The sequence below is a fragment of the Actinomadura syzygii genome (genome assembly GCF_008085905.1).
Lineage (GTDB): Bacteria > Actinomycetota > Actinomycetes > Streptosporangiales > Streptosporangiaceae > Spirillospora > Spirillospora syzygii.
Window position 1 is genome coordinate 87,846 of sequence record NZ_VSFF01000010.1, and the last position, 22,981, is coordinate 110,826.

General features: G+C 73.4%; 23 protein-coding genes. 6 read left to right on the top strand and 17 right to left on the bottom strand.

The window, feature by feature from the left end; genetic code table 11:
• Positions 1-8 precede the first annotated feature (8 nt).
• From FXF65_RS25785 to FXF65_RS25805, 5 genes are all read right to left on the bottom strand, one after another.
• Positions 9-473: a MarR family winged helix-turn-helix transcriptional regulator gene (locus tag FXF65_RS25785; protein WP_148352616.1), complete on the bottom strand. Its 465-nt coding sequence runs from the start codon at positions 471-473 to the stop codon at positions 9-11.
• Entirely contained in the window at positions 470-1,888 is a 1,419-nt protein-coding gene (locus FXF65_RS25790; RefSeq protein WP_246199101.1) for an MFS transporter, read from the bottom strand. The genes FXF65_RS25785 and FXF65_RS25790 overlap by 4 nt, the downstream gene beginning before the upstream one ends.
• 111 nt (positions 1,889-1,999) lie before the next feature.
• Entirely contained in the window at positions 2,000-2,815 is an 816-nt protein-coding gene (locus tag FXF65_RS25795; RefSeq protein WP_148352618.1) for an ABC transporter ATP-binding protein, read from the bottom strand.
• Positions 2,815-3,846 carry a FecCD family ABC transporter permease gene (locus FXF65_RS25800; protein WP_148352619.1) on the bottom strand — a complete coding sequence of 344 codons (1,032 nt, stop codon included), beginning with the start codon at positions 3,844-3,846 and terminating at the stop codon, positions 2,815-2,817. The genes FXF65_RS25795 and FXF65_RS25800 overlap by 1 nt, the downstream gene beginning before the upstream one ends.
• On the bottom strand, positions 3,843-4,943 hold the full coding sequence (locus FXF65_RS25805) for a FecCD family ABC transporter permease (protein ID WP_148352620.1): 1,101 nt from the start codon (positions 4,941-4,943) through the stop codon (positions 3,843-3,845). The genes FXF65_RS25800 and FXF65_RS25805 overlap by 4 nt, the downstream gene beginning before the upstream one ends.
• An 84-nt stretch (positions 4,944-5,027) precedes the next feature.
• Between FXF65_RS25805 and FXF65_RS25810 the strand changes: the two genes are divergently transcribed.
• Positions 5,028-6,080: an ABC transporter substrate-binding protein gene (locus tag FXF65_RS25810; RefSeq protein ID WP_148352621.1), complete on the top strand. Its 1,053-nt coding sequence runs from the start codon at positions 5,028-5,030 to the stop codon at positions 6,078-6,080.
• A gap of 11 nt (positions 6,081-6,091) precedes the next feature.
• On the top strand, positions 6,092-6,943 hold the full coding sequence (locus FXF65_RS25815; protein WP_148352622.1) for a siderophore-interacting protein: 852 nt from the start codon (positions 6,092-6,094) through the stop codon (positions 6,941-6,943).
• An 89-nt stretch (positions 6,944-7,032) separates the two neighbouring features.
• Here the strand turns inward: FXF65_RS25815 and FXF65_RS25820 are convergent, their stop codons facing one another.
• From FXF65_RS25820 to mbhE, 8 genes are all read right to left on the bottom strand, one after another.
• Positions 7,033-7,242, bottom strand: coding sequence for a DUF397 domain-containing protein (locus FXF65_RS25820; protein ID WP_148352623.1), 210 nt, complete (start codon positions 7,240-7,242; stop codon positions 7,033-7,035).
• On the bottom strand, positions 7,239-8,066 hold the full coding sequence (locus tag FXF65_RS25825) for a helix-turn-helix domain-containing protein (protein ID WP_148352624.1): 828 nt from the start codon (positions 8,064-8,066) through the stop codon (positions 7,239-7,241). Before FXF65_RS25825 ends, FXF65_RS25820 begins: the two co-directional genes overlap by 4 nt.
• 152 nt (positions 8,067-8,218) lie before the next feature.
• A complete protein-coding gene (gene mnhG, locus FXF65_RS25830; RefSeq protein ID WP_148352625.1) occupies positions 8,219-8,551 on the bottom strand; it encodes a monovalent cation/H(+) antiporter subunit G in 333 nt (110 codons plus the stop codon).
• Positions 8,548-8,814: an MrpF/PhaF family protein gene (locus FXF65_RS25835; protein WP_148352626.1), complete on the bottom strand. Its 267-nt coding sequence runs from the start codon at positions 8,812-8,814 to the stop codon at positions 8,548-8,550. Before FXF65_RS25835 ends, mnhG begins: the two co-directional genes overlap by 4 nt.
• Complete coding sequence (locus FXF65_RS25840) at positions 8,811-9,335, bottom strand: Na+/H+ antiporter subunit E (protein WP_148352627.1); 525 nt, start codon at positions 9,333-9,335, stop codon at positions 8,811-8,813. Before FXF65_RS25840 ends, FXF65_RS25835 begins: the two co-directional genes overlap by 4 nt.
• The gene (locus FXF65_RS25845) at positions 9,332-10,852 is read right to left on the bottom strand and encodes a Na+/H+ antiporter subunit D (RefSeq protein ID WP_148352628.1); all 1,521 of its coding nucleotides are present in this window, start codon (positions 10,850-10,852) and stop codon (positions 9,332-9,334) included. Before FXF65_RS25845 ends, FXF65_RS25840 begins: the two co-directional genes overlap by 4 nt.
• Positions 10,849-11,283, bottom strand: a complete 435-nt coding sequence (locus tag FXF65_RS25850) for a Na(+)/H(+) antiporter subunit C (RefSeq protein WP_148352629.1) — start codon at positions 11,281-11,283, stop codon at positions 10,849-10,851. The genes FXF65_RS25845 and FXF65_RS25850 overlap by 4 nt, the downstream gene beginning before the upstream one ends.
• Positions 11,280-14,081, bottom strand: a complete 2,802-nt coding sequence (gene mbhE / locus FXF65_RS25855; RefSeq protein ID WP_148352630.1) for a hydrogen gas-evolving membrane-bound hydrogenase subunit E — start codon at positions 14,079-14,081, stop codon at positions 11,280-11,282. The genes FXF65_RS25850 and mbhE overlap by 4 nt, the downstream gene beginning before the upstream one ends.
• A 210-nt stretch (positions 14,082-14,291) precedes the next feature.
• On the opposite strand from mbhE, the gene FXF65_RS25860 reads away from it, so the two are divergent.
• Positions 14,292-14,690, top strand: coding sequence for a peptidase inhibitor family I36 protein (locus FXF65_RS25860; protein WP_148352631.1), 399 nt, complete (start codon positions 14,292-14,294; stop codon positions 14,688-14,690).
• A 17-nt stretch (positions 14,691-14,707) separates the two neighbouring features.
• Positions 14,708-15,196 carry a peptidase inhibitor family I36 protein gene (locus FXF65_RS25865; protein WP_148352987.1) on the top strand — a complete coding sequence of 163 codons (489 nt, stop codon included), beginning with the start codon at positions 14,708-14,710 and terminating at the stop codon, positions 15,194-15,196.
• 100 nt (positions 15,197-15,296) lie between these two features.
• Here the strand turns inward: FXF65_RS25865 and FXF65_RS25870 are convergent, their stop codons facing one another.
• The 3 genes from FXF65_RS25870 to FXF65_RS25880 all read right to left on the bottom strand — a co-directional run bounded on the left by FXF65_RS25870 (position 15,297) and on the right by FXF65_RS25880 (position 19,335).
• The gene (locus tag FXF65_RS25870) at positions 15,297-16,211 is read right to left on the bottom strand and encodes an AfsR/SARP family transcriptional regulator (protein ID WP_148352632.1); all 915 of its coding nucleotides are present in this window, start codon (positions 16,209-16,211) and stop codon (positions 15,297-15,299) included.
• Between the two features lie 139 nt (positions 16,212-16,350).
• Positions 16,351-17,235 carry a hypothetical protein gene (locus tag FXF65_RS25875; RefSeq protein WP_148352633.1) on the bottom strand — a complete coding sequence of 295 codons (885 nt, stop codon included), beginning with the start codon at positions 17,233-17,235 and terminating at the stop codon, positions 16,351-16,353.
• Between the two features lie 111 nt (positions 17,236-17,346).
• Positions 17,347-19,335 (bottom strand): WD40 repeat domain-containing serine/threonine protein kinase, encoded by a 1,989-nt coding sequence (locus FXF65_RS25880; protein ID WP_148352634.1) that lies wholly within the window; start codon positions 19,333-19,335, stop codon positions 17,347-17,349.
• Positions 19,336-19,477: 142 nt separating this feature from the next.
• Here FXF65_RS25880 and FXF65_RS25885 point away from each other — a divergent pair, with 142 nt between their 5' ends.
• Together FXF65_RS25885 and FXF65_RS25890 are read left to right on the top strand one after the other, a co-directional pair.
• Complete coding sequence (locus FXF65_RS25885; RefSeq protein WP_148352635.1) at positions 19,478-20,380, top strand: NADP-dependent oxidoreductase; 903 nt, start codon at positions 19,478-19,480, stop codon at positions 20,378-20,380.
• Between the two features lie 158 nt (positions 20,381-20,538).
• Entirely contained in the window at positions 20,539-21,795 is a 1,257-nt protein-coding gene (locus FXF65_RS25890; protein WP_148352636.1) for a S8 family peptidase, read from the top strand.
• Here FXF65_RS25890 and FXF65_RS25895 read toward each other — a convergent pair.
• Entirely contained in the window at positions 21,779-22,948 is a 1,170-nt protein-coding gene (locus tag FXF65_RS25895) for a serine hydrolase domain-containing protein (RefSeq protein ID WP_148352637.1), read from the bottom strand. The genes FXF65_RS25890 and FXF65_RS25895 overlap by 17 nt on opposite strands.
• Positions 22,949-22,981 lie beyond the last annotated feature (33 nt).

The window sequence follows — 22,981 nt, forward strand, 5'->3', positions numbered from 1 at the left end:
CGGGGGCGTTACTCGTCCGCCACCAGGCGGGCGGCTACCCGGTCCAGGACGGCCAGGTCTTCCGGCGGGAGGTCGTGCAGGGACGGCGGCGGGGTGTCGAGGATGCGCTCGGCCTTCGCGGCGGCGGCGCGGCCCGCCGCGGTCGCCGTGACGAGCTTGGAGCGGCGGTCCGCCGGGTTCGGGGAGCGCTCCACCAGGCCGCGCCCCACGAGGTCGTCCACCACGAGGGTGGCGTAGGGGCGGTCGGTGAGCAGGGCGTCGGCGAGGCCGCCGAGCGTCATCGGCTCGGGCGCGGCGGCGATGTGGCGCAGCGCCTTGATCCGGAAGAAGCTCATGCCGAGCGCCTCGGTGACCTCGCGCCGCCGGTCGCCGCGCTCGTGCAGCAGGACGCGGAGGTTGTGCCACGTCCGGGCGGCCATCTCCGCGCGGGTGCCGGACGGCGTCGGGTGCGGCGCGGCGGCGTGCTCGGTCATGAGGTGGTCGCTCCCGTCGCCACGTGGCGTCCCCCGGCTGGCTCGTCGTCGGCGTCGAACAGGGCGGCCGTGCGCGCGGCGCTGCGGGCGGCCCGGCGGCCGGTCGTGACCGTGCCGAGGACGAGGACGGCGGCGGCGCAACCGGTCAGCACCCAGTATGCCGGGCGGGCAGCGGCCACGAAGGCGGGCGCGGCGGACGTCCCGGACGTCCCCGCGGCGAGCACCGCGCCGATCACCGCGACGCCGAGCGCCTGCCCCACCTGGCGGCTGGTGGACGCGACCGCCGCCGCGACCCCGGCCTGCGCGCGCGGCATCCCGGACACGGCCGTGTTGGTGACGGGCGAGTTGAGCATCCCGAACCCGATGCCGAACAGCACGTACGAGACGAACATCGTCGCGTCGCGGGTCTCGGCGTCGAACGCGGCGAACAGCAGCCCGCTCGCGAGCATCGACGCCCCGGCGATCTGGAGCGGCAGGCGCGGGCCGCGGCTCGCGACGAGGCGTCCGGACAGCGGCCCGCAGATCGCGGTCATCGCGGCCATCGGCAGCAGGTACGCCCCGGCGTGCAGCGCCGACAGCCCCCGGACGTTCTGCAGGTACAGCGTGTTGACGAACAGGAACCCGCCGAGCCCGGCGAACCCGCCGACGGCGACGAGGGTCGCGCCGGAGAACGGGATGCTGCGGAAGAACCGCAGGTCGATCAGCGGCTCGGGAGTGCGGAGCGCGTGCAGCGCGAACCCGGCGAGCGCGGCGGCGGCGAGGAGCGCGGCGCCGTAGACGACGGGGTCGCCGAGGCCGCGGCCCGGCGCCTCGATGATCGCGTAGGTCACCGAGCCGAGCGTCAGGATCATCAGGGCCTGGCCGAGCGGGTCGGGACGGCGCGGCCGCTCCGCCCGCGACTCGGGCACGAACAGCGCGGTCAGCGTCAGCGCGGCGAGCCCGATCGGGACGTTCAGCCAGAAGATCGCCCGCCAGCCGACCGAGTCGACGAGGACCCCGCCGACGAGCGGCCCCATCGCCATGCTCAGCCCGACGACGCCGCCCCAGACGCCGATGGCGCGGGCCCGCTCGCGCGGCTCGGTGAACACGTTCGTGATGATCCCCATCGCGACCGGGTTGAGCATCGACCCGCCGACCGCCTGCACGACGCGGGCGGCGACGAGCAGCCCGAGGGACGGCGCGAGGCTGCACAGCACGGACCCGAGGGTGAACAGCGCGAGCCCCGTCTGGAACACCCGGCGGCGGCCGATCCGGTCGCCCGTCGAGCCGGACAGGATCAGCAGCGACGCGAGGACGATCAGGTAGGCGTCGATCGTCCACTGGAGCCCGGAGACGGAGCTGTGGAAGTCGTCCTGCAAGGTGGGGAGCGCGACGTTCAGGATGGTGTTGTCGAGGCTGACGATGAGCAGGCTCATACAACAGATGGCCAGCACTGCCATCCTGCGCCGCTGGCTGAGCTCCGGCATGCGACCTCCAATCGTTGTAGGCATACAACCATTGGACGGTCGTAACCATTCCCGGCGGGGTCAGCGCAGCGCCGGGACCCGTCCGCGCGCCGCCGGGACGACCAGCGGCGTTCCGGTCTCCGGGCAGTCGATCACACGGCACGGCAGCCCGAACACCCGCTCGACCAGGTCCGCCGTGACGACCTCGGACGGCTCGCCCGCCGCGACGATCCGGCCATCCCGCATGGCGATGATGTGCGTGGCGTATCGGGCGGCGTGGTTGAGATCATGCAGGACGGCGACGACCGTGCGCCCCTCCTCGTGCAGCCCGGCGCACAGGTCGAGCACCTCGATCTGGTGGGCGATGTCGAGGTAGGTCGTCGGCTCGTCGAGGAGCAGCAGCGGCGTCTGCTGGGCGAGCGCCATCGCGATCCAGACGCGCTGGCGCTGCCCGCCGGACAGCTCGTCCACGTGCCGTCCCGCGAGGTCCTGGACGCCGGTCGCCGCCATCGACTCGGCGACGACCCGCTCGTCCTCGCGCGACCACTGGCGGAGCAGGCTCTGGTGCGGGTACCGGCCGCGTGACACCAGGTCGGCGACCGTGATGCCCTCCGGCGCGATCGACGACTGCGGGAGCAGGCCGAGCGTCCGGGCGAGCTTCTTCGCGGGCCAGTCCGCGATGGGGCGGCCGTCCAGGACGACCGTCCCGGCGGACGGTCTCAGGATCCGCGCGAGCGCCCGCAGCAGCGTCGACTTGCCGCACGCGTTCGGGCCGACGATCACCGTGAACGAGCCGTCCGGGACGGTGACGTCCAGGTCTTCGGCGATGACGCGCTTGTCGTAGGCGAGGGTCAGACCGGTACCGGTGAGCCGCGCGTGTTCCGAGGCGTGTTCCATCAGATGCGTCCCGTCTTGCGTTGCGCCACGAGGAGCCAGACCAGGTATCCGCCGCCGAGCAGCCCGGTCACCACGCCGACCGGGAGCTGGTGGCCGGGGAAGGCGCGCTGCGCCGCGAAGTCGGCGGCGACCAGCAGCGCCGCGCCCATGCAGGCCGCGGGCAGCAGGTTCGGGCCGGGCGCGCGGGTCAGCCGCCCGGCGAGCTGCGGCGCGGTCAGCGCGACGAACGCGACCGGACCGGCCGCCGCCGCGGCGAGCGAGGTGAGCAGCACCGCCGCGACCAGCATGACGAGGCGGACGCGCTCGATCGGCACGCCGAGGCCGTGCGCGGCGTCGTCGCCCATCTCCAGCATGCGCAGCGCCCGGCCGCAGCCGACGAGGACGAGCGGTCCGAGGACGGCGAGCGCGCCGAGCACGGGCGCCGCGTCCGCCCAGTCGCGGCCGTCGAGGCTGCCGGTCAGCCACAGCACGGCGCGGGCCGCGTCGACGATCCGCGCCTGGGTGAGCAGGTAGCCGTTCACGCCGGTGAGGATCGCGGCGACGCCGATCCCGACGAGGACGAGCCGCTGCCCGTGCGCGCCGCGCCGTCCCGCCACCGCGAGGACGGCGAGCCCGGTCGCGAGGCCGCCGCCCGCCGCGCCCGCCGCGACGGCGGCGGTGCCGCCGCCGGTCAGCACGATGACGGCGAGCACGCCGGTGGCCGCGCCCTGGCTGAAGCCGAGCACGTCCGGGCTGCCGAGCGGGTTCCGGACGAGCGACTGGAAGATCGCCCCGGCCAGCCCGAGCGCGGCCCCGGCGGCGAGCCCGGTCGCGACGCGCGGCAGCCTGAGCTGGTTCACGATGAGGTCGTCGGCCGCCGAGCCCCGGCCGAGCAGCGTCCGGACCACGCCGGCCGGGCTCATCGGGAAGTCGCCGCTGCCGATGAGGAGCACGCCTGTCCCGAGCGCGACGGCGAGGCAGGCCGCCGCGACGGCGAGCGCGCGGACCCGGAACCGGAACGACAGCCCGCCCGGCGTCCGCAGGACGGTCACGCCGCCACCGCCCCGCGCGGCCGCCGGACGAAGTACAGGAACACCGGCCCGCCCGCCACGACCATCACGACCCCGACCTGGAGCTCGGACGGCCGCACCGCGACGCGCCCGAGGACGTCCGCCGCCAGCAGCAGCGCCGGGGCGAGGACGGCGCAGTACGGGAACAGCCAGCGCAGGTCGGGCCCGGTCAGCGCGCGGACGAGGTGCGGCACCATCAGCCCCACGAACACGATCGGCCCGCACGCCGCCGTCGCCGCCCCGCACAGCAGCGTCACGGCGAGGATCGCGGCGATCCGGGCACGGCCGGGGTTCGCGCCGAGCGCGCGGGCCGCGTCCTCGCCCATCGCCAGCGCGTTCAGCGGACGGGCCAGCAGCAGCGCCAGCACGAGCCCGGCGACGACGAACGGCGCGACGCGCACGATCGTGTAGTTCTGCGCGGAGGCGAGGGAGCCGACCGTCCAGAAGCGCATGCGGTCCAGGGACGCGGTGTCGAGCAACTGCACGGCGCTGACGTAGGAGAACAGCGCGGCGTTCAGCGCGGACCCGGCGAGCGCGAGCCGCGCCGGGGTGGCGCCGCGCCCGCCGCCGACCGCGTACAGCAGCACGGCGACCGCCCCGGCGCCCGCGAACGCGAACCACACGAACCCGGTGAACGAGGCGACGCCGAGGAACGAGATCGCGGACACGACGGCGGCGGACGCGCCCGCGTTGACGCCGAGCAGCCCGGGGTCGGCGAGGGGGTTGCGGGTGAGCGCCTGCATCACCGCCCCGGCGAGGCCGAGCGCGACGCCCGCGAGGAGCCCGAGCAGGGTGCGCGGGAGACGCATCTCGTGGACGACCGCGTACGCGGCCGAGTCGGCGTGGAACAGCCCGTCCCACGCCTCGCCGAGGGACAGCGGCCGCGCGCCGACCGCGAGGCTCAGCACGACCGCGACCAGCAGGAACAGCGTCGCGGCGGCGAGCCCGGCGGCGCGCCGTCCGCCCGCGGCGCGCGGTGCGGGAGGCGCCTCGGGCGGGGGCTTGGTCAGCAACACCTGGCGGGCTCCGGGGGGACGGGCCGGGACCGCCGTCCCGGCGACCGGGACGGCCCCTGCCACTGGACAAGAACTTAGGTTAGGTTAACCTAACGCCGTCCAGGTCGATATATGGCCGTCGCAGTTGATTTATGGAGATCGTCCGAAATGTCGAATACCGGTGTCCGGCAGACCGTCCGCGGCGCGCGCACGAGCGGGCTCACGAGGCGGGGCCTGCTCGGCGCGGGCGGCGCGCTCGCCCTCGGCGCGTTCGCGGCCGCGTGCGGCGGCGGCGACGGGGACGGCACGGCGTCCCCGTCCGGCGGCGCGTGGTCGTTCACCGACGACCGGGGCACGAAGGCCGGCCTCAAGCGGCGGCCGGAGCGCGTCGTCGGCTACGTCGGCACCGCCGCCGCCCTGTACGACTTCGGCGTCGACAAGCAGCTCGTCGGCGTGTTCGGCCCGACGAAGCTCAAGGACGGCAAGCCCGACCCGCAGGCCGGGAACCTGCCGATCGACCGGCTGGAGGTCATCGGCAACGCCTACGGCGAGTTCAACATCGAGAAGTACGCCGCGCTCCGTCCCGAACTGCTCGTGGACAACATGTTCGTGCCGGGCGACCTCTTCTACGTCCCCGCGGAGAGCAAGGAGAAGATCTTCGCGCTCGCGCCGAGCGTCGCGATCTCGACCGGCGCCGTCGCGCTGCCGAAGCCCCTCGAACGGACCGCCGCGCTCGCCGCCGCGCTCGGCGCCGACCTGAACGCGCCCAAGGTGACCGCCGCGAAGGCGCGGTTCGAGAAGGCGGCCGAGGCGCTGCGCGCGGCGGCGAAGGCCAACGCCGGGCTGAAGGTGCTGGCCGCGTCCGCGAGCCCCGACCTGTTCTACGCGTCGAGCCCGGCCAAGAACACCGACCTCATCTACTTCAAGGAGCTGGGCGTCGACCTGATCGTCCCGGACAAGCCCGGACGGGACGGCTACTACGAGGAGCTGAGCTGGGAGAACGCCGGCAAGTACAAGGCCGACGTCATCCTGCTCGACGCCCGGACGCAGGCGCTCCAGCCGAAGGACCTCGGGTCCAGGCCGTCCTGGCGCGAGCTGCCCGCGGTGGCGGCGGGACAGGTCGTCCCCTGGCAGCCCGAGCCCCGCTTCTCCTACGAGGGCTGCGCCCCGATCCTCGAAGCCCTCGCCGCCACCGTCACGTCCGCGAAGAAGACCGGCTGAAAGGCTACGCGATGCCCACCCCCGCACACCCGTACGCGTTCTTCGACCTGCACGTCCTCCGGTCCGAGCGGCTCGGCCCGTCCATGGTCCGGATCACCTTCGGCGGGACGGCCCTGGACGGCGCCGACCCCGGCGGCGGCCGCTTCGTCTCCGCCGGGCGCGACCAGCGTTTCAAGATCTTCCTGCCGCACCCGCACCAGGACGCGCCGGTCATGCCGGACAGCACCGGCGGCGACACCTGGTTCGCCGACTGGCGGGCGCTGGACCCGGCCGAGCGCGGCATCATGCGCTCCTACACCGTCCGCGACCGGCGGGACGGCGCGCTGGACGTCGACTTCGCGCTGCACGGCCACGGCGCGTCCGGTCCGGCCGCGACCTGGGCGGCGGCCGCCGTGAAGGGCGACCGGATCACCGTGCTCGGCCCCACCGGGCCGGACAACGGCGGCTACGACTTCCGCCCGCCGCCCGGCGTCCCGGTGGTGATCGCGGGCGACCTGACCGCGCTGCCCGCGATCGCCGGGAACCTCGCCTCGCTGCCCGCCGGGACGCCCGTCCGGGCCTGGGTGGACGTCCCCGACCCGGCGGACCGGCAGGATTTGCCGACCGCCGCCGACGCCGACATCACGTGGACGTCCCCCGGCGGCCTGGTCGACGCGGTCCGCGCCGCCGCGATCCCGGACGGCGCCTACGCCTGGATCGCGGGCGAGTCCGCCGTGGTCAAGGCGCTGCGCCGCCACCTCGTGAAGGAGCGCGGGCTGGACCGGCGCGCCGTCACGTTCACCGGCTACTGGCGGCGCGGCGCCACCGAGGAGGACCTCCTCGCCGAGGTCGTCGCGGGCGGCAGCCCCGCCACCGAGGAGTGACGCCCGGCCGTCCGGGGCGCTGCCCGACCGCCTCCTGACCGGACGCCGATCGCGCGCCGGGCGGCGGCCCGGCGCGCGAGGACGGCGGATCAGCCCAGGTCGAGCCCGCCGCTCCGCACCCGCCGCGCGAACGCGCGCCACTCGGCGGACGCGAAGAAGAGCTTGGGCCCGTCCGGGTCTTTGGAATCCCGCACCCCGATGCCAGCGGCGAGCCCCGCCACCTCCACGCACTGACCGCCGGTGTCACCGCTGCGGCTGCTCTTCCGCCACTGGATCTTCGACGTCTCGCGGATGCTCATAGACTCTCCAAGATCGCCTCAAGTAGCTTCAGGGATTCGTCGGTGGAAAGCGCCGCGCCCCTGATCAGGTCGAAACGTAGCGCATACGCCCGAACCGTGCTTCTCCGCTCGATCAACTGGCCGCCCACGTGGCCTTCGACGTAGGCGGCATCCGGCTCCTCGTCGAAGCGCAGGATCGTGAACGCTCCCATGACTCCTGGATAGCTGCCCTTGGCGCTCGGGACGATCTGCATCGTGACGTTCAGCGGGTCGGCCAGATCGATCAGGTGCTGCACCTGGCCGCGCATGACCTCCGGTCCTCCGACCGGCCGCCTGACGGCGTACTCGTCGAAGACCACGACGACGTGGCACGGGTCTTCCCCGCTGAGGATCGCCTGGCGGGAGAGCCTCGTCTCCACGAGTTTCTCGGCCTCCTCCGGGGTCCGACTGGTCTTCAGTTGCTCGTAGGCGTACTCCGGCGTCTGGAAGAGGCCGGTCACCGCCATGGCCTCGAAACTGTGAATCACCGACGCCTCGGCCTCGCGCCGGATGAACTCGGGGAAGCCGGGCGGGAGGATTTGGAGGTGCCCGAGGCGCTGAATCCACTCCCAGATACGAACAAACACCCCTTTCGTCTCGAAAAGCGTGTCGCAGTCCTTCGCGAAGTCCTCGGACGGGGCGCTTTCGCCGCGCTCTATCTGGCCGACCCATTGGGGCGTGTAGCCGAGCTTCGCGGCGAGCTGCGGGCGTCCGAGATTCGCCCCTTCACGGCATGCGCGGAGTTCGGCACCGAAGTATTCGACGGGCGTCTTCGGGACCTCCAGGTCACGGGGACGACGGGGCACCATTGCCTCCAGGGGGTTGGAAACCGACTTCGGTTTCGATTGCGCAGGACGGCCTTTTTCACATGTCCGTCTTGCACTTCCCGAGCTTAGGGTGATTACAGGGAGTTGTGAAGCGAATACCGAAAGGAATCGGATTGTGGATCGCTCCGCGCTCAGGTTTCCGGGTCACGGGTCTCGTCGAGGACGAGGGCGGTGCGGTCGACGGCACCGGCGCGGTGGGCGGCGGCGCCGATCGTCTGCGCCGCGACCGGCGCGGTGATCAACTGGAAGATCGCGACCAGCAGCAGCGACGCGGCGGCCGGGCCGGTGCTCACCTGCGCCCCGGCGCCCGCGAGGATCAGCAGCAGCCCGATCGTGTGCGGCTTCGTCGCGGCGTGCAGGCGGCTCAGCAGGTCGGGGAACCGCACCACGCCGAGCGCGCCGACCGCGGAGAACGCCGCCCCGGCGGGCATCAGCACGGCGGTGACGACGTCGGCGGCGGTCATGTCCGGTCCTCCCGCTCGGCGGCGAGACCGGCCGCCGACACCGAGCCGACGAAGCCGAGCAGCGCGATCACCACGAGGATGGTCGCGCCGGCCGGTTCGTCCCGGGCGGTGGCGCGCACCGCGATGCCGCTGACCAGCAGCACGGCCAGGACGTCCAGCGCCATGATCCGGTCGAACGGCGTCGGGCCGCGCACCAGCCGCGCGGCGGTCAGCAGGATCGCGGCGCCCAGCAGCGCCAGCGTCACGTCGTAGACAATGCTCATCGGTTCTCCGTCGGTGGGTCGTCCGGGACGACGAGGGCGCGCATCAGTCCCCGCTCGGTGTGCAGGACGCCGTCGCGCACGGCGTCCGCCTCCGCCCGGTCCCGGACGGGCATGCCGTGGACGAGCAGCACCGCCCGGTCCCAGTCCACGCCGACGAGGAGCGTGCCGGGGCGCAGCGACGTGCTCGTCATCACCGTCATCAGCACGATCTGCGACCGCGACCGCGCGGCGACCTCGACGATCGCGCCGCGGATCCGTCCGGGGGCGCGCAGCGCGTGCCAGCCGATGACGGCGCTCGACACCACCAGATCCCGGGCGAACTCCAGCACGGACTCGGCGAGCCGCACCGGCCGCACCCGCGTGACGATCGGGACGGCCGGAAGCCGCGTCACCCGGTACGCGACGAGGACGGCCGCGATCCCGCCGACGAGCGTCGCGCCGTCGACGCGGCCCCACAGCAGCAGCCACACCGCGAGCAGCCACCCGCCCATCGCCAGCCGCGACCCGACGTGGCGGTTCACCGCCGCGCCCCGTCCAGGACGGCGTGCCGGTAGGCCGCCGGGTCCAGCAGGTCGGTCGCGGCGCCTCGGCTCCACGCCGACAGCGGACCGGCGAACACCGCGATGAGCAGCCCCGCCGCGACCAGCACGGCGGTGACCGACTGCATCACCCGCACGCCGCCCCGCGTGTACGACTCGGGCGCGGGCGGCTCGGCGGCGTCGTCCGGCCGGGGGCGCCAGAAGCCGAGCGTCCAGATCCGCGTCATCGCCATCAGCGTGAGCAGGCTCGCCACGATCGCGACACCGGTGACGGCGTAGGCGAGCGCTCCGCCCGCGCCGAGCCCGGCCTGGAACAGCGCCAGCTTCGCGACGAACCCCGACGACGGCGGCACCCCGCTGACGCTCAGCGCCGGGACGAGGAACAGCACCGCGATGAACGACGACAGCTTCGCGAGCCCGCCGAGCCGCCGCAGCGACGTCGACCCGGCGCGCCCCTGCATGAGGTCGGCGACCAGGAACAGCGTCGCCTGCACCACGATGTGGTGGACGAGGTACAGGATCGCCCCGGTGAGCCCCGCGACGCTGAACAGCCCGAGCCCGAACAGCATGTACCCGATGTGCCCGACGAGCGTGAACGAGAACACGCGGTGGATGTCGTCGTGGGCCAGCGCGCCGAGCGTCCCGACGATCATCGTCGCGGCGGCCAGCCCCAGCATGACCCACGACTCGTGCGCGCGCGGGAACAGCAGCGTCTGGACGCGGATCAGCGCGTACACGGCGGCCTTCGTCAGCAGCGCGGCGAACACGGCGGTGACCTTGGTGACGGCGACCGGGTAGCTGTCCGGCAGCCAGAGGTGCATCGGGACGATCGCGCCCTTGATCCCGAACACGAGGAGGAACAGCAGGCCGAGCGCGGTCCGCGTCCCGGCGGGCAGGTCCGCGACGCGGCCGGACAGGTCGGCGAGGTTCACCGTCCCGGTCGCCGCGTAGGTCAGCCCGAGCGCGGTGAGGAACAGGATCGAGGACGTGAGGCTGACCACCGTGTACGTCATCCCGGCCCGCATCCGCTCGGCGGTCGGGACGAGCGTCATCAGCACGTAGCTCGACGCGAGCATGATCTCGAACGCGACGAACAGGTTGAACAGGTCCCCGGCCAGGAACAGCAGGCACACCCCGGCGGTCAGGGCGAGGTAGGCGGGGTAGAACACGCCCGGCTCCCGGCCGTCCAGCCCGGCCGCGCCCTCCGCGACCGCGTGCAGCATGATCGCCAGCAGCACGGCGGCGGACACCGCCACGAGCAGCGCCGACAGCCGGTCCGCGACGAGCGTGATGCCGAGCGGCGCGGGATGGCCGCCGAGCTGGACGGCGATCGTCCCGTCCCGCGCGACGGCCGCGACCAGCCCGGCGGCGGCCGCGACCACGCCCGCCGCGACGAGCGGCGCGAGGACGCGCAGCCACGTGCTGCGGCGGCGGCTGACCATCGCCAGCGCCGCGCCGAGCAGCGGCAGCGCGAACGGCAGCGGAACGAGGACGTTCACCCGCCACCGCCCTCGGCTTCTCCCTCTTCCACGGGGTCGGCGTCCTCGGCGCGCAGCTCGTCCCTGCGGCGGCGCTCGGCGCGGACGCGGCGGTCCTCGATATCGTCCTGGACCTCGTCCTCCCCGAGCAGGAGCTGGCTCCGGTAGGCGAGGGCCAGCAGGAACGCCGTCACGCCGAACGTGATCACGATGGCGGTCAGCGCCATCGCCTGCGGCAGCGGGTCCGCCATCCGGCGGCCGCGGTGCGGGCCGCCGAGCAGCGGCGGCGCGCCCGCCGCGCCGCCCGCGATCAGCAGCAGGAGGTTCGCGCCGTGGCCGAGCAGCATGAACCCGACGACGACGCGGATCAGCGACCGCTGCATCAGCAGCTCGAACCCGGCCGCGAACAGCACCGCGACCACCGCCACGAGGACGAGCGCGGGCCCGCTCACGGCCACTCCTCCGTGCCGGCGGCGTCCGGTTCCTCCAGGGCAGCGCCGAGCGTGGTGAGGATCGTCGCGACGAGCCCGAGCACCAGCAGGTACACGCCGAGGTCGAAGAGCAGGCTGGTGGACGCCTTGACGTCCCCGATCCAGGGCGCCGACACGCGCAGCGTCTCCGGGTGCAGGAACGCGCCGCCGGACGCCCAGCCGGACGCGCCCGCCGCGACCGCCAGCGCCAGCCCGCCGCCGACGAGGACGCTCGGCCGCCCCGGCAGCGCGGTCGCGAGCTCCCGCCGCCCGCCCGGCAGGTACCGCAGGACGAACGCCATCCCGGCGACGAGCCCCCCGACGAACCCGCCGCCGGGTCGGCCGTGCCCCGCGACCAGCAGGTATATCGAGAACAGCAGGATCGTCGGGCCGAGCAGCCGGGCCGTCGCCTCCAGCACCACCGACGACCCGGCGAGCGGCGGACGCCCCGGCGCCGCGAGCCACCGCTCCTTCGCGGGCGAGCCCGCGGCCGCACCGTCGGGAGGAGGCGGCGGCCCGGCCATGACCAGGCCGACGACGCCGATCGCCGCCACCGCCAGCACCGCGATCTCGCCGAGCGTGTCGAGCGCGCGGAGGTCGTCCAGGATCACGTTCACCACGTTCTTCCCGCCCTCCTCTGCCGCGAGCCGGGCATAACGCGGACCGACCGGGCTCGTGGTCCGGCTGAGCGCCGCGACCAGCAGGAACGCCGCGACGAACCCGCCGAGGGCGAGGCTGGTCGCCGCGGTCGCGATCCGGCCGGGGACGCCGCGGCGGCGCGGCGGGAACCGGTCCGGCAGCCGCCGCAGCACCAGCACGAGCATGATCAGCGAGAGGGTCTCCACGACGAGGAGCGTGAGCGCGAGGTCGGGGGCGCCCTGCACGACGAACAGGCCGCCCGTCCCGTAGCCGACGCCCGCGAGCAGCAGCGCGGACGACAGCCTGCGCCGCGACCGCAGCGCGGCCAGCGCGCACCCGGCCACCACGAGGGACAGGACGAGCTGCGCGGGCTCGTCCCAGCCGCGCAGCTCCCCGGCCGAGGCGGCCGTGCCGTCGCCCCTGGCCAGGGCCATGACCAGCGCCGTCCCCGGGAGGAGGAGCACCATGCCGCCGATGACGCCGAGGTAGACCGGCAGCGACCCGATCTGCACGCGCCGCGTCACCGCGTGCGCGCCCGCGAGGACGGACTCGACCGCGCCGTCGTAGGCGCGCTGCGCGTCCGGGACCCGCCACCGGACGGCCCGTGCCGGGAACGTCCGGCCGACCGCGCCGTACACGGCGGCGCCCGCGGCGAGCGCGACGAGGGAGAGCGCGATCGGCAGGCCGAAGCCGTGCCACAGCGTCAGATCGAACCCGGTGTCCGGGCCGAGCGCGGCGGCGTACGGCCCGACGAGGCTCTGCACCGGCGCCGGGTAGGCGCCCAGCGCGAACCCGGCCGCCGCGAGCACCGCGACCGGCACGACCAGCCCCCACGGCTCGCTCGCACGGCCCCCGTCAGCCGCCTCGTCCGCCGCGCCGCCGAACGCGCCGTGCAGGAACCGCAGGCCGTAGGCGACGGTCAGCGCCGACCCGGCGACCACCCCGGCGAGGACAGCGGCGTCCAGCCCGCCGTGCGCGAACGCCTTCACCGCCGCCTCCTTCGCCACGAACCCGAGGAACGGCGGGAGCCCGACCATGGACGCGACGGCGGCCGTCCCGGCGGCGGCTAGGACGGGCAGCCGCCGTCCCGTCCCGGACAGGCGGTCGGCGCGGCGCGTCCCCGTCTCGTGCTCGACGACGCCGACCGCGAGGAACAGCGGGGCCTTGAACAGGCCGTGCGCGAGCAGCAGCGCGGCGCCCGCGAGCGCGGCCGTCCGGGTGCCGTCGCCGAGGAGGAGCATGAGCAGGCCGAGCTGGCTGACCGTCCCGTAGGCGAGGAGGCGTTTCAGGTCGTCCTGGCGCAGCGCGATGACCCCGCCGACGAGCAGGCTGACGAGCCCGGCCGCGACCGTCATCGGACGCCACACGCCGTCGCCGGCGAACGCGGGCGCGAGCCGCGCCACCAGGTAGACGCCCGCCTTCACCATCGCCGCCGCGTGCAGGTAGGCGCTGACCGGCGTCGGCGCGACCATCGCGGCGGGCAGCCAGCCGTGCAGCGGCACCTGCGCGGACTTGGCGAACGCGCCGAGCAGCACCAGCACCGCGCCCGCCCGCGCCGCGCCGCCGCCGGGCGGGTCGGCGAGCAGGGCGGAGATCCGGTACGTCCCGGCGGACTGCCCGACCAGCACGAACCCGGCGAGCATCACGAGGCCGAACGCGGTGGTGGTGAGCAGCGCCTCGACGGCGGCCCGCCGGTCCGCCGCCCGGTCGGGGCGGGCCGCGCCGATCAGGATGAAGGAGCTGACCGTGGTCAGCTCCCAGAACACGTAGAGGACGAGGAGGTTGTCGGCCAGCACCAGCCCCGTCATCGCGCCCGCGAACGCGATCAGCGTCCCGGTGAGCAGCCGCTCGGGCCGCTCGAAGTACCAGGCCGAGTAGCAGAGGACGACGGCCCCGACCCCGCCGACCAGCACCAGCATGACGACGGCGAGGGCATCGAGCCGGAAGTCCACGGCGAGCCCGAGGTCGGGCGCCCATTCGAGGCTGGACGTGACGTCGCCGCCGCCCGCCCGGCTCACCGCCCACGCGGCGGTCGCCGCCGGGAGGACGGCGGCGGCGCATCCCATCGCGCGGCGGTGGCGGCCGAGGGCCCAGGGCACGGCGACGGCCGCGACGGCATGGGCGAGAACCAGCGTCAGCATGCCGCCGCAGCCCCCCTCCGCCTGGCATGTCGCTGGATGATCTACCCGGCCAGCGCCCCCGAAACGGTGCCCCGCCCCGCCCCGGGACGGCGGCCGGGGCGCGGCCCCGCGCGGCCGATAAGGCTTCGATAACGCCCGTCCGTAGCGTCGTTCGCGTCACCGAAGGCGCCGCCCGCCCACCGGGCCGCGCCACGACGAACGGGGAACGAGATGAGCAGGATCCGAATCGGGCTGCTGGCCGGGGCGGTGGCGGCGGGGGCCGTCGTCGCCGCCGCGCCGTCGGCCGCCCTGGCGGCCACGACCACCGCCACCGCGGGCAGCTGCCCGAAGGGCGACGTGTGCGTGTGGAGCGGTCCGAACGCCACCGGCACACGCTGCAACTGGGACGGCAACGACCCTGACTGGCAGGGCGGCGCCGTGCAGTGCAAGCCGTACGGCTTCAGGGTCAACAGCGTCTGGAACAACGGGTACACGAGCGACCCGTACAACAAGGTCAGGTTCTACCGGAACGCGAACTACTCGGGGCAGATCTCCGACCCGCTGCCGGTCACCTCCCAGCCGGTGAACGCGGCGAACCTGTCGATCCGCTCGCACCAGTGGTCGCGGTAGGGGTCGGCGTGCGAACGATGCGGATCGCCGTGACGGGCCTCGCCGCCGCCGCCGGGCTAGCCGCCCTCCTGACGCCCGCCGCCGCGCAGGCCGACACGGCGCGTGTCGGTACGGCGCGTGTCGGTACGGCGCGTGTCGGTACGGCGCATGTCGGTACGGCGCATGTCGGTACGGCGCATGTCGGTACGGCGAAGGCCGGTGCGGGCGTCGCCGCCTGGCAGGGCTCCTGCGCGAAGGGCGACTTCTGCGTCTGGAGCGGCAAGGACGGCACCGGCACCAGATGCGCGTGGAACGGCGACGACCCCGACTGGTGGGGAGGGAGCGTCCAGTGCAGGCCGACGTTCCTCGTCAGCTCCTACTGGAACAACGGCTACACGGGCTCCTACAGCAAGGTCAAGGTCTACGAGTTCGCCAACTATGAGGCGTACTGGGGAACGATCTCCGCGGGTCAGCGGGGCAGCTTCTGGGAGGGCCAGCTCATGCGCTCCCACAAATGGGTGAACTAGGGACTCATCGATCCCGGTTCGACCCCGGAAGGCCGCCGAGAGCCGCGCCCTCGGCGGCCTTCCGCCGTCCGCGGCCGCCGGGCGCGCGACGCGCCCGCTGTCAGCAGCCGCGCGCGGCACGCGACGGGCCCGCCGTCCGCCGCCAGCGCAGCGCCCGCTCGCGCGGCGTCCCGCAGGACACCGGCGCCGGGACGACCGGCGGCAGCGGATGCGTCGACGGGTCGTCCCGCAGGATGGCGGCGTGGACGTCCCGCAGCTCGCGTCCGGGCTCCAGGCCCAGCTCCTCGGTGAGCTTGCGGCGCCCCTCCCGGTACACGTCGAGGGCCTCGCTCTGCCGTCCCGCCCGCGCGAGCGCCAGCATCAGCAGGACGCGCAGCCGCTCCCGGTACGGGTGCTCCCCCACCGGGCCGATGAGGTCGCCGACCAGCTCGTGGTGCCGGCCGAGCGCCAAGTCCACCTGCGCGGCCTCTTCTGTGCCGGTCAGGCGCAGCTCGTCCCAGCGGGCCGCGCCCGCCTCGATGTGCGTGCCGGTGAGCCCGGCGAGGGCGGGGCCGTCCCAGCGGGCGAGCGCGGCGCGGAACCGTCCGGCGGCGTCCGCGAGACGTCCGGCCGCCGCGTCCCGGCGCGCCGCGGCGATCTCGTCGGCGGCGGCGAGCGCGTCGATCGTCCCCGCCTCGGCCGGGACGCGGTACCCCGGCCGGACCGTCTCGATCACGTGCCCCGCGCAGCCCCCGGCACCGGCGCCCGCGTCACGGAACGCGCGCCGCAGCCCCGACACGGCGATGGCCACCTGGGTGCGGGCGGACGCCGGAGGGCCGTCCGGCCACACCGCGTCCACCAGCCGTTCGACCGGGACCGGCCGGTCGGGTTCGAGGAGCAGCGCGGCCAGCACCAGCCGGGACCGGCCGCCGCCGAGGTCGACCGGGCGCCCCCGCACCCCGGCGCGTAGCGGGCCCAAGATCCGAAATTGCACGCGGTCCGTCACCCGTCGCGTCACCCCTTCCGTGGCGGTCATTGCGTGGACGATCGCGGGGTGAACGCCGTGGGCCCGGCGTGCGGGGTACCCCGGCACGGTAGACGGGCGGCCCGCCGAGCCGGGTTCGCTTCGCCGGGCAAAATCCGTTCCAAACCGTTCAGAACAGCGAACGCACAGGTCAGGCGCATCGACGGGTGATCGCGGGGTCGGGCGCTCGGGCCGTCCGGAGCGTGGACGCGGGCACGTACCCCCATCCGTTCAGCTCCGGCTTCCCCGTCGCCCGGTCGCCCTGCGTGTAGTACCAGACGTCGTTTCCGCCGGAGTGGCGCTCGCCGCGCGTCCAGCAGATGAACCAGCTCGGGTCCGTCTCCAGGACCGCGACCTTGGTCCCGAACGCGGCCTTCTCGTACACGTCGACGCGCGGACGGTTCGGGCACTGGAAGAGGTCCGGCCAGGTCTGGTTTGTCCGGGAGTCCTCGATGGTGCCGCGAAGAGGACGGCAGCCCTCGGCGGCCTCCCCGTCGTCGCCGCCCGCGACGACGAACACCGCCACCCCGGACGCCAGCGCACCGGCGGCCAGCACGGCGGCGGCCGCCGCGTACAGGCGTCCGCGCCCACCCGTTTCTTCGGTCGCCGCGTCCTCGGCCGTCGCGGTGTCGGCCGTCTCGTCGTCGGGCGTCTCGTCGTCGGGCGGCGCGGTGCCGGGCATCGCGGTGCCGGGCGCCAGGGTGTCGGCGGCAGCGGCGATCAGCGTCCGGTGCGCGGTCCAGCGCGCGACCTCCGCTTCCGGGTCGGGCCGGTCGCGGTAGCGGAGGCAGGCTTCGACGAAGCGGGCCGTCGCCGTCTCGGACGGCGTGGTGAGCGGGTTCCTGCCGATGAGGTTGGACACCGTCGCGGGCGACAGTCCGGGGCAGCGCGAGCAGAGCGCCCGGTACTTCGGACGTCCGCACCAGTCGTACAAGGCGCGGAGCCTGCCGGTGAACTCCGCCCATGTGGCCGCGTCCTCGGGAGCGGGCGGCGGCGGGGGTTCGGACACGGCGGACGGGTCGGGAGCAGCGGGCAACGAACACTCCTGTGATCGGGCGGGGAGCACCCTAGTGTGCCAACAGGAGACCCGTCCGGGTTCGCGGCGCTCCACCCCTGCGGACCATTGGAGCGGAGGCGCCGCCCCCTATCAGCGCACCTTCCAGAGGCGGACCTTGTGATCGACGTGCCCGGTGGCGAGCGCCCGGCCGTCCGGGCTGAACGCCACCGACTCGACCGTCATCACGCGGACCTTGAACGTCTTCGCCTCGTTGGTGGCGAGGTCCCACATCCAGGTCGTGCCGTCGGCGTCACCAGCCGCGAGGTACTTCCCGTCCGGGCTGTAGGCGAGCGACTTGACCCAGTTGCCGGGGTCGTCGAACGTGCCGGTCACCTGCTTGGTGGCGACGCTGCGGAGCCGCACCTTGTTGTCGGTCCCGCCGATGGCGAGGGTCTTGCCGTCGCGGCTGAACGCCACGGCGAACGCGGTCGCGTCCTCACCGCCGAAGTCGGTGATGCGGCGGCGGGTCGCCACGTCCCACAGGATGGTCGGGGCGTCGTGGCCGCCTGCCGCGAGCGTCCGGCCGTCCGGACTGAACGCCACCGACTCGCCCGCGTAGGCCGAGTTGCCGTACCCGGCGATGAGGCGCCGGGTCGCCGTGCTCCACAGTTTCACGGTGGCGCCGCCGTCGCCGCCGACCGCGAGGGCCTTGCCGTTCGGGGCGAAGGCGAGCGCCCCGACCTGCACGCCACCGTTCCTGAGCGTCGCGACCGCGCGCCTCGTGCCCATGTCCCAGAGCACCACCGTGCCGCCGGAGCCTCCGGCCGCGAGGAGCCGTCCGTCCGGACTGAACGCGACCGCGTCAACCCGGTCGGGGTAGTCGTCGAGGACGGCGACGGGACGTTCGGCGGCCACGTCCCACAGCCGGACCGTGTGGTCCTCGCCGCCTGATGCGAGCGTCTTGCCGTCCGGGCTGAACGCGACGGCCTCGACGTCCTTGGTGTGGCCTTCGAGCACTTTCGTGGACTCGGACCCGAACGGGTCCATCGCCACCAGCACGCCGCCCGCGACGGCCGCGCCGCCCACGAGGACCAGCCCGCCGACCAGGAAGGCGCGCCGTCCCGAATTCCGCGGCGCGGGCGGACGTGTGGGCGGCTGCATCGCGGCGACCGGTGGAGAATGCATCCCGGGCGAGAAGCCGGGAGCGGCCCCGGGCCCGGCGGGGACTGGCGGCGGGAAGGGCACGGGAGCCGGGAAGGGCGCAGGCCCAGCCGGAGACCCGGCACCAGCGGGAGCCGGGGAACCGACGGGGGCCGGGGCCCCGGAGGCGAGGGTGCGGAGCCGCCCGGCAACGTCCTCGGCGGACGCGGGACGGTCGGCCGGGTTCTTCGCCATCAGCCACAGGACGAGCCGGTCCAGCTCGACGGGAATCCCCGGCCTGATCGCGGACGGCGGCGGCGGAGCGACGGTGAGGTGCTGCCGCATCAGCGCGGGCATCGTCGGGCCTTCGAACGGCGGACGTCCGGCCAGCAGCGCGTAGAGGGTGCAGCCGAAGGCGTAAAGGTCGGTGCGGGCGTCGGCGGGGCGTCCCTCGTACTGCTCGGGCGCCATGTAGTCCGGCGTGCCGAGCATGCTGCCCGGCACGGTGAGGTCGCCCGCCGCCTCCGCTGACCGGGAGATCCCGAAGTCGCAGATCTTCACGCCGCCCGCGGTCGCCATCAGGTTGGCGGGCTTGACGTCGCGGTGCACGACGCCCCGGCCGTGCGCGTAGGCGAGCGCCTCGGCGACCGCGGCGCCCGTCTCCAGCACCCGCTCGACGGGCAGGCCGCCCGGACCGGCGGCGAGGATCGCGGCGAAGTCGGTGCCGTCGAGCAGCTCCATCACGAAGTACGGGTGGCCGTCGTGCTGCCCGATGTCGTGGACGACCGTGATTCCCGGATGCTGGAGCCGCGCCGCGTTCTCCGCCTCCCGGCGTAACCGCTCGGTCAGCGCGGGCGCGCCCCGTCCGGCCAGCACGATCTTCACCGCGACCCGCCGCCGGAGCTGGACGTCGTCGGCGGCCCACACCTCGCCCATGCCGCCCTCGCCGAGCCGCGCGGTGAGCCGGTACCTGCCGTCGAGCAGAGCTCCGGATTCCATGCCTGTCCCCTCACTCGGCGGGCCCGGACCGGAAGAAATCACATCACTGCGCAACGTCCATCGCAAACGCTCGCATCAGGCGCGTTCCAGCGGGACATGATGTGCTGGTGCGCGGGTGTCGGGGCCAGGATCGGAGCGAAGGATGAAGGCGGTCGGTTTCAGCCGGTTCGGAGGTGCGGAGGTTCTGGAGATCGTCGATCTGCCCGATCCGCGTCCGGGTCCCGGGGAGGTCCGCATCGCGGTGCGCGCGGCCGGGGTCAACCCGAGCGACTGGAAGAAGCGCCAGGGGCTGATGGACGACGAACTCCCGCAAACCCTGGGCTACGAGGCCGCCGGGATCGTGGACGAGCTGGGCGAGGGCGTCGCGGACGTCGCCGTCGGCGACCGCGTATTCGGTCTCTCCTCACAAGGTGCGGCGCAGGCCGAGCTGGCGGTGCTGTCCCACTACGCGCCGATCCCGCCATCGCTCGACTTCGCCACCGCCGCCGCACTTCCGGCGGCCGTCGAGACGGCGACCCGCGCGCTGGACCAGCTCAGCGTGGGGCCCGACACCCGCCTGCTCGTGAACGGCGCGTCCGGGAGTGTGGGCGGGGCGGCCGTCCAACTCGCCGTGGCACGCGGCGCCCGCGTGATCGGCACGGCGAGCCCGTCGAACCACGACTACCTCCGTTCGCTGGGCGCGGACCCTGTCGCCTACGGCGAGGGCCTGACCGACCGGGTGCGCGCGCTGGCGCCCGACGGAGTCGACCTGGCGCTGGACGTCGCCGGACGCGGAGTGTTGCCCGAGCTCATCGCCCTGACGGGCGGTGCCGACCACGTCGTCACGCTCGCCGACTTCGGCGGCGCCCGCGAGCACGGGGTGAGATTCAGCAGCGGCGACGCGGGGCGCGCCGTCCACGCGATCAGCGAGATAGGCGCCCTGATCGAGTCTGGACGCTTCACGCCGCCGGACACCCGGACGTTCCCTCTCGCCGAGGTCGCGGAGGCGCAACGCGTGGGCGAGCACGGCGGCATCCGCGGAAAGCTCGTGCTGCTGGTCAGCTAGGGGCCGATGCCGTCCAAGCACGGGAAGCACAAGAACCTGCCGGACCCGACATCCCTTTTAGTCAGTTATGTCGGATTGTTCGATGTGCGCCGGAACCCTACCGTGGTGGCCCGGCGGCGCGGCTCCCCGCCGTCCGCGCCGCGGACACGGAGGCAGCCATGCCGCGAACGATCCGAAGACGTCAGCACCCGGCCCTGTTCGCGGTCGCCGCACTCCTGAGCGTCGGCGTCCTCGGCGCTCCAGCGCACGCCGCCGCCGAGGGCAACGTCATCAACGCGGACTCGCCCGCCGCGGTCGACGGCCAGTACATCGTGGCCCTGAAGGGCGGGACGTCCCTCGCCCCCGGAGCCGACGCCCCAGTGGCGGCCAAGGCAGCCGACCTGGCTCACCGCTACGGCGGCTCCGTCCAGGCCGTCTTCAGCGCCGTACTCCGCGGCTACGCCGCCGACATGACCGCACACCAGGCCCGGCGCCTGGCCGCAGACCCGACAGTGCGATACGTACAAAAATCAGTCATGGTCCATACAGAGGAGGGCGGCACGCAGCCCAATCCCCCGTCCTGGGGAACGGACCGCGTAGACGGCAAACAAGACCACGCCTACAACTACCCGGGCACCGGAACCGGCGTCAGCGTCTACGTCCTGGACACCGGAGTCCGGATCAGCCACCACACGTTCGAGGGCAGGGCGGTCAACGGCTACGACTTCGTCGACAAGGACACCACCGCCCAGGACTGCCACGGCCACGGAACCCACGTCGCGGGCACGGTAGGCGGCAAGGAATACGGCGTGGCCAAGAACGTGAGAATCGTCGCGGTACGCGTCCTCGACTGCGACGGCTACTCCCCCGACCGCTACGCCATCCAGGGCCTGGAATGGGTGGCGAAGAACGCCCAGAAACCGGCCGTCGGCAACATGAGCATCGGCTCCGATCCACCCAACCCCGAGCCGCAAGCCTTCCGAGAGGCAACCAGAGGCGCCATCCGCGCGGGCATCCAGTTCGCAATAGCCGCCGGAAACGATTCCCGAAACGGCTGCGACGCCCCCAGCGACGTCCCCGAAGCGGTCACACTCGGCTCAACGGACGAAGACGACTGGGTATCCGCCTTCTCCAACTTCGGCCCGTGCCTAGACCTGTTCGCACCAGGCGGCGAAATCACCTCAGCGGACTACCAATCCGACACCGGCTCAACAGTCCTGGGCGGCACCTCGATGGCCACACCCCACGCAGCCGGGGCACTGGCGCTCTACCTAGAGACCCACCCGAAGGCAACGCCCCAAGAAGCACGCAACGCGCTCGTTAACGCAGCCCAGCCCAACGCCATCCCCGACCCGGGCCCAGGCTCTCCAAACCTCCTCCTCAACGTCACCGCCCTAACAACCCCCAACAAACTGGCGGTCAGGTTCGGTCTGTGATCGCGGGGATGAGCCACCTTCTGGCGTAGAGGTTCGCGTCGTAGTAGTCGTCTCCATATGGTGCCGCAGTGGCGGCCGTGAGCACGAGGACGGTGTCCATGTCGGGCAGGAGGTAGATGAACTGGCCGCCGTGGCCCTCGGCGTAGAACACCTCGACGCCCTTGATGGTGTTGACGCGGAACAATTGCCCGTACCAGTTGGCCTCCTCCGGATCCCGCCAGACCTTGCGTCGCGCTTCCGCGATTGTCGATGCGGAAACGATTCGCCGACCGTTCCACACGCCATCGCGCAGCAGCAGTTGGCCGAACCGTGCCATTTCGCGCGGAGTGAGATACAGGTTGTAGCCGCCCGAACAGATTCCCTGAGGGTCTCGTCCCCAATGTTCGGGCGTTATCCCCAGCGGCCCGAAGAGGCGGGCGCGGGCGAAGTCCCACAGGCTCTGTCCGGTGACACGGGTGAGGACGGTCGCCAGCACGTGCGTCAGCCCCGTGCTGTAGAGGAACCTCTGGCCGGGCCGTTCGGTCTCCAACTCGCGGTCGAGGATGGCGGCCGTCCAGTCGGGTCTGGTCTGGATCTGTTCTTCGGTCTCGTCCTCGCTCCATTCCAGTCCGGCTGACATCTCCACCAGGTGGCGAAGTGTGATGTCCCGCTTGCCCGGCTCGTCGTCGGAGAAGTATTCCGGCAGGACCTCGGCCACCCGAGTGTCGAGGGTGAGCGGCCGTCCGTGCACCCGGTAACCGGCGTCGATGGCGATTCCCAGCAGGATGCGCAGGATGCTCTTCGACGCGGAATGGATGTTGGCCGAGTCCTGGCGTCCGACCCCGTGGAAATAGCGTTCCATGACCAGTTCGCCGTGGCGGACCACGAGGAGGCTGAGCGCGGAGTCGTTCCGCGAGACCTCGGCGGCACCCTGGTTCAGTCGGAGAGGGTTCAGACCTTGGTCTTCCGGACTGCCGCGACGCCATTCCGTCGGCCGGGGATCGCGATAGACCGGGTTTTCCTCGTAGAAAGTGTTTCCGACTCGTTCACAACCTGCCGGGCGAGCCTCTCCAGGCTCGGGACTCTTCGCGTCCAGTGTGACGGTCAACGCCGTCGCGACGCCTATTGCGAGAAGCGACACGCCCGCCGCCGCTTTGAGAATGTTCCCCTTCATGCGGGAGACGCTAGGAGGACCACCATGAGGGCT

Coding starts and splice junctions, on each gene's coding strand:
- FXF65_RS25785 (WP_148352616.1), bottom strand. CDS start 473: ATGACCGAGCACGCCGCCGCGCCGCACCCGACGCCGTCCGGCACCCGC.
- FXF65_RS25790 (WP_246199101.1), bottom strand. CDS start 1,888: ATGAGCCTGCTCATCGTCAGCCTCGACAACACCATCCTGAACGTCGCG.
- FXF65_RS25795 (WP_148352618.1), bottom strand. CDS start 2,815: ATGGAACACGCCTCGGAACACGCGCGGCTCACCGGTACCGGTCTGACC.
- FXF65_RS25810 (WP_148352621.1), top strand. CDS start 5,028: ATGTCGAATACCGGTGTCCGGCAGACCGTCCGCGGCGCGCGCACGAGC.
- FXF65_RS25815 (WP_148352622.1), top strand. CDS start 6,092: ATGCCCACCCCCGCACACCCGTACGCGTTCTTCGACCTGCACGTCCTC.
- FXF65_RS25820 (WP_148352623.1), bottom strand. CDS start 7,242: ATGAGCATCCGCGAGACGTCGAAGATCCAGTGGCGGAAGAGCAGCCGC.
- mnhG (WP_148352625.1), bottom strand. CDS start 8,551: ATGACCGCCGCCGACGTCGTCACCGCCGTGCTGATGCCCGCCGGGGCG.
- FXF65_RS25835 (WP_148352626.1), bottom strand. CDS start 8,814: ATGAGCATTGTCTACGACGTGACGCTGGCGCTGCTGGGCGCCGCGATC.
- mbhE (WP_148352630.1), bottom strand. CDS start 14,081: ATGCTGACGCTGGTTCTCGCCCATGCCGTCGCGGCCGTCGCCGTGCCC.
- FXF65_RS25860 (WP_148352631.1), top strand. CDS start 14,292: ATGAGCAGGATCCGAATCGGGCTGCTGGCCGGGGCGGTGGCGGCGGGG.
- FXF65_RS25865 (WP_148352987.1), top strand. CDS start 14,708: ATGCGGATCGCCGTGACGGGCCTCGCCGCCGCCGCCGGGCTAGCCGCC.
- FXF65_RS25870 (WP_148352632.1), bottom strand. CDS start 16,211: ATGACCGCCACGGAAGGGGTGACGCGACGGGTGACGGACCGCGTGCAA.
- FXF65_RS25880 (WP_148352634.1), bottom strand. CDS start 19,335: ATGGAATCCGGAGCTCTGCTCGACGGCAGGTACCGGCTCACCGCGCGG.
- FXF65_RS25885 (WP_148352635.1), top strand. CDS start 19,478: ATGAAGGCGGTCGGTTTCAGCCGGTTCGGAGGTGCGGAGGTTCTGGAG.
- FXF65_RS25890 (WP_148352636.1), top strand. CDS start 20,539: ATGCCGCGAACGATCCGAAGACGTCAGCACCCGGCCCTGTTCGCGGTC.
- FXF65_RS25895 (WP_148352637.1), bottom strand. CDS start 22,948: ATGAAGGGGAACATTCTCAAAGCGGCGGCGGGCGTGTCGCTTCTCGCA.